The organism is Fulvivirga lutimaris (genome assembly GCF_009711525.1).
GTDB classification, from domain to species: Bacteria; Bacteroidota; Bacteroidia; order Cytophagales; family Cyclobacteriaceae; genus Fulvivirga; species Fulvivirga lutimaris.
In genome coordinates this window covers 1-4,933 of record NZ_SMLV01000199.1, presented here as the reverse complement: position 1 = coordinate 4,933, position 4,933 = coordinate 1, and the positions used below count along the sequence as shown (strand labels likewise).

At 31.8% G+C, this 4,933-nt stretch carries 5 protein-coding genes; all 5 read right to left on the bottom strand.

Features of this window, described 5'->3' with window-relative positions; translation table 11 throughout:
• Positions 1-63 precede the first annotated feature (63 nt).
• On the bottom strand, positions 64-1,203 hold the full coding sequence (locus tag E1140_RS01945) for a glycosyltransferase family protein (protein ID WP_155178478.1): 1,140 nt from the start codon (positions 1,201-1,203) through the stop codon (positions 64-66).
• Positions 1,204-1,223: 20 nt separating this feature from the next.
• Positions 1,224-2,684: a lipopolysaccharide biosynthesis protein gene (locus E1140_RS01940; protein WP_155178476.1), complete on the bottom strand. Its 1,461-nt coding sequence runs from the start codon at positions 2,682-2,684 to the stop codon at positions 1,224-1,226.
• Positions 2,681-3,871 (bottom strand): glycosyltransferase family protein, encoded by a 1,191-nt coding sequence (locus E1140_RS01935; protein ID WP_155178474.1) that lies wholly within the window; start codon positions 3,869-3,871, stop codon positions 2,681-2,683. The genes E1140_RS01940 and E1140_RS01935 overlap by 4 nt, the downstream gene beginning before the upstream one ends.
• A gap of 229 nt (positions 3,872-4,100) precedes the next feature.
• Complete coding sequence (locus E1140_RS01930) at positions 4,101-4,490, bottom strand: MaoC family dehydratase (RefSeq protein ID WP_155178472.1); 390 nt, start codon at positions 4,488-4,490, stop codon at positions 4,101-4,103.
• Positions 4,483-4,933, bottom strand: a 451-nt coding sequence (locus E1140_RS01925) for a DapH/DapD/GlmU-related protein (RefSeq protein ID WP_281350338.1), incomplete at its 5' end; no start/stop codon positions are given. The genes E1140_RS01930 and E1140_RS01925, both read right to left, overlap by 8 nt.

Below are 4,933 nucleotides of genomic sequence, written 5' to 3'. Positions count from 1 at the left end.
CTTTTATAAATTGAGGTCTGGCCCCAATTACTGTTAATATTTTCATTTGTTATATTAATTTGTTTAGGCTAATGATTTCTTGATAACTTCAAGAAATTTAACCTCGTCTTTTCCTGCCGATAATTCTTTAGAACTTTCAATGCAGTTATTTTTGTACTTTACAATATCATGAAGAGATAATTTCTCCAATTCTTCAGCTAAACTTTTAGCAGTAAAGGTATTAGACACTACCCCTAAATCATATTGAGTAACTATGTTCGCCATTTCTTCTGAAGGACCAATTGCTAAAGCTAACTTAGCTTGTACAAACTCAAAAAACTTATTTGGCAAAGCCAGTTTGTAATTGGTGTTTGTTGGTGGTAAAAGAAATAATCCAATATCGTATTTATTTATTTCTTTGATTATTTGGTTCGTTTTAACAGGCCTATGAAAGTATACATTTGCTTTAGTGCTTTTAGCATAATTTATAATTTTTTTTTCATACCATTTTAATTCCTGAGGAGCCACCAAATAAAAATGTAAGGAGTATCGTTTACCAAGAATAGCGACAATATCAATCATTTTTTCCAATTGTCGGCCGGGCATTGTTCCTCCATGGTGAACAAGTTGAATATTCTCTGGATCAACAATTGAACCTTTAATGTCAGTATATGGGCTTGAATTTCGAATTAAAATAGCAGGTACAGAAAAATTTTGTTCATATAGTTGAGCAATTCCACTTGCTACCGTAGTAACTGCAGAAGCACGTTTAAGATATCGATTACACTGATATATAACCTCCCTTTTTTGAAGCCAGGTAGTCAACGTCTTTTTCTGAGCAAAATCTGGGTAATATTCATGGGCATCAAAAATAAATGGGATTTTTTGGTTACTAGAAATTTTATCACAGATAGGCAATGCATCTATATCATTAGCAACAATTAAGTCATATTTTTTATTATTCAATGTGGTCAATTGGATTTTTCTAATTGTGTTCCAATATGCTATCTTGTACAGTCCTAGAAAAAGCAATAATGCACGAACAATTTTTGAAAATAAACCGGGATAACATTTTGAGAGAGGGATATAATTAATCCCATCAATCTCAGAGTTAGTATAGCCTGCAGTATAAATGGTATAATCTTCTTTTAGCCATTTAATTTGACGAAGAACGCGGGGGTCGCGGTGCAAGGGGCCATAACAAAGAATTAGAATTGATTTCATAGTATTGATCGTTGCTGCTGTTATGCCCTGAACTTTAAAATCTTAGTCCTATTAATAATTTTCGTATTTATTTTTCTTCGATCCATTTTATCTGTAAATAGGAAATAGAATGCTGTTACTGTTACTGCAAACATAAGCACTTTAACAGTTATGATATAGTGAATCTCGTAGAGATCAAATATTCCGTAATTTAGAAAGCTAAATAAACCAATAATTAATAAAGTGCCTATTATAAGTTTGTTTTGAATATAAGGAATATAATAATATTTCTGACTCAACTTCATTCGGATAACAAATACCACAATTGTTGTAACTAAGGTCGCAATGGCAGCTCCTAATAGTCCAATTAGATGTATTAAAATTAAATTTAACACATAGTTTAAAAGAGCAAATCCTATGTTTATATAAGCTACTAACTTAGTTTTTTTTCTAATCTCCATCCCTGGTGTAAAAATATGTGTTGAGACAAAAAAGGCACTAAAAGCTATTACAGGTACCATGCTTGAAGAACTGTAATATTCAGGACTTGTTAGCAGTTCAACCAAATTGTCTGAAAATAAGGTGAGAAAAGCAATTATATTTAATGAAACAAAACAAAACACCCTGAAAATTGCCTCAATCTTGTAGGGGGTTTCTTTGAGTTTGTAATTTTTATAAATTAACGGAGCTAGTCCAGACTGAAAACCTACAAGTCCAAGTTTTATGACAGATCCAAATCTGAATGCAACTCCGTATAGGCCTAAAGCTCCTAATCCCAATAATTGCTTGATTACCAATCTATCAATAAAACCTGCCAATATTAATGCTACACTTGAAAAGATAATTGGGAAAGAGTAGTTAAGTAATTTCCTTGCTATGGAAAGGTTGAATTTGAAACTATAAATGTTTCGACCAAAATAATAAGCTAATGTACCGCCTACTAAGGATCCGCTGATATTACCTATAAAGTATCCTTCGGCCGTGTATAGATTTGATATAATAAGGGATGCCGCTACACTAATGGATATCAAAACATAAATAATATTAACGATTGCATATAAACGAGGTAGCATCATCCATTTCAATTGAGTTATAAAAAAGTAGAAAATTCCTTGAGTGAAAATAGATATTGCCGCTACTCTATACGTCAAGTTGAGCTGCTCATCACCTGTAATGATTATATTTAACTCTTGGTTAAATAATAAAGCAACTATTACAAAAATTCCAAAGGTAGATACTGTAAACCAAAGAGATGTTGAGGCAATTTGAATTTTCTCTTTAAGATTTTCAGAACTACTAAAAAACCTGGCATTGGCCTGTGTGATTTCAACTCCAATTATTATTGCCATAAAGGAGCCAATTACGATATATAAATCAATAACTCCATAATCGGCTGGAGAAAGTTTTTTTGTATAAATTGGAATTAGTAAAACTGAAATCAGTTTGGAAAGGATTCCTGATAGACTGTAAAGGGCTCCGGATTTAAGGAATTCTCTAATCATTTTTTATAGCTGCTTCTTTTTTTGATAAGCAGTTTAATAGCTATTCTTTGCCATTTTGTTTCTGAGAAATTTAACAAGAGATTTCTGTTATTTTTTATCGGTTGGTATTGATGAGCTGTTTTGTCTAAAATTTTTCGAAAAAAATTGCTGTAGGCCTCTTCTGAGTAATGATCTTTCCAAAAGTCATAGCATTCTGACATTTTTTGTTTTCTATAATCAATATCACTCACTAGTTTATTTAATTTTTCATATAGTTTTTTAGAATCAGTTTCAAATTGAATTACTGGTGAAGGTGCCTCAAAATCAATATATTCTTGCATATTTCCACCAATCGTGGCACAGCTGGCTGCCATGGCTTCAATAGCGAGTCTAGCCACCCAAGAGCCAGGCTGGTCAATTAATATATCAGCTTCATTCAACCTTTCCAGTACGTAATCATTTGGTTTGTTTTCTATAAGTTCAAAATGAAAGGTCGCCCCTGATGATTTAAGCATTTCTATTGCTTCCAGAACATATTTTGTACCTTTGAAAATACGGTCTGAAGGAGCATGAATGATGAGAGGGATTTTGTTAGGTAATTTTACTTTATTCCTAATTTCCTCTACAGGGAATTTAAATACATAACATGGTTTGTTTTGAAAAGTTGATTGATTCCTAATACTTACAATATCATCGCAGAACATTTCTTCCCAGGCTTGGGTTCTTAAAGTTTGTTGAAAAGACCTACCTTTTTGATAATACAATTTAAGTTGCTCAGTATCTCCATCAAAGAGCTCAAAGTTATAGACATTTGAATCTATCATATATTGTACTTGGCGCTGACGCACTTCTGAACCACAATTAAAAATTATAATTCTTTTATTGAGAAGGTTTAGTATTGGCCAGTCCATATGAAGTGGTAATAGCGTTACATCAGTAATGTATACAAACACATCATACTTAAATAGAGATTTTATAAAAAATAATGTCTTTGTGAGGATGATCGCAACTTTATTTAGCAATTTATTAGTTTGAAATAGACTCGAGGTTTCTAATTCATGATCATAGCTGTTACTGCTATAAAACTTGTGGTTTTTAACTTGGTTTTTGAGTACAACCGATTCAATGTCATAACCATGTTTTTTTAATGCTTTATGCATTGAAAAAACATTATTAGCTAACTCATGTACTCCAATAATTATTTTCATAAAATTATAACTACATTTTAGTTCTAAAGCCTATTTTTCAGATAATTTAATTGTTTTCTTGTTATAAGGTCTTATTAGAAGTGCATAAGGTGAAGATGTTATGATACAATATATAAAATTGTTTTATATATGGTTTTTAGTTGACGCTAGGCCTTTTTATGCTTGAAGCGGCTACATGTCTAACGTATTTAATTATTTCAATAGAAAAGTGCATCTTAACTAAAAATGGCTAAGGTAATTTAACAATGGCCTCGCCTTCAATTACAATTTTCCCATCAGATTTGCATATAGTTGATAAGGTAACTATTGGTTTGTCCTTTCTAATAGTCTTTACCACTACAATCGCTTCGACAACTTCATCAATATAAACAGGCGCACAAAAATTAAGGTTTTGTTGTAGATATATACTTCCAGGTCCTGGTAGGTCATTCGCTATTACTGCAGAAATTAAACCTGATACTAACATTCCATGAACTATACGTTTTTTGAATATGGAATTTTTTGCAAAATCTTCATCTAGATGAATTGGATTTGTGTCTCCCGATAATTCAGCAAATGCTCTAACAGCTGCATCAGTAAATTTTACTTTTCGAATTGAACTATCACCAACCTTAATCATCCTGTGTAATGTTTCTGATATGTTTTAAAAATTTTCTATGCGGAATTGCAAAATTTCCTGTTACTTTTTCATTCATGTTAACATTTTTGGTAACAACAGATCCAATTGAAATAAATCCATTTTTTCCAATAGTTAATTGTGATGAAATACTTGATCCTGGCCCAATCCAAACATCATCTTCCAATGTTGTACTACCTGCAATCATACTTGAGGCTGGTAATAAACATCTTTCTCCAATTTGAACACAATGCGCTATATGCACTAAATTGTCAGTTTTCGTGCTATCACCAATAATAGTGTTACGGTATGAAAATCCTTTTGATATAGCATTTAAGGCACCTATATAAACATCTTTCCCTATTATTACCTTTCCATCATGTTTAACAGAGAGGATGCCTTTAGTAGTTTTTTTATGTTCAAATCCTTCACTTCCAACTACTGTG

What these genes read in the sequence shown, in the direction of transcription:
- E1140_RS01945 (WP_155178478.1), bottom strand. Translation starts at nt 1,203, where the DNA reads ATGAAATCAATTCTAATTCTTTGTTATGGCCCCTTGCACCGCGACCCC.
- E1140_RS01940 (WP_155178476.1), bottom strand. Translation starts at nt 2,684, where the DNA reads ATGATTAGAGAATTCCTTAAATCCGGAGCCCTTTACAGTCTATCAGGA.
- E1140_RS01935 (WP_155178474.1), bottom strand. Translation starts at nt 3,871, where the DNA reads ATGAAAATAATTATTGGAGTACATGAGTTAGCTAATAATGTTTTTTCA.
- E1140_RS01930 (WP_155178472.1), bottom strand. Translation starts at nt 4,490, where the DNA reads ATGATTAAGGTTGGTGATAGTTCAATTCGAAAAGTAAAATTTACTGAT.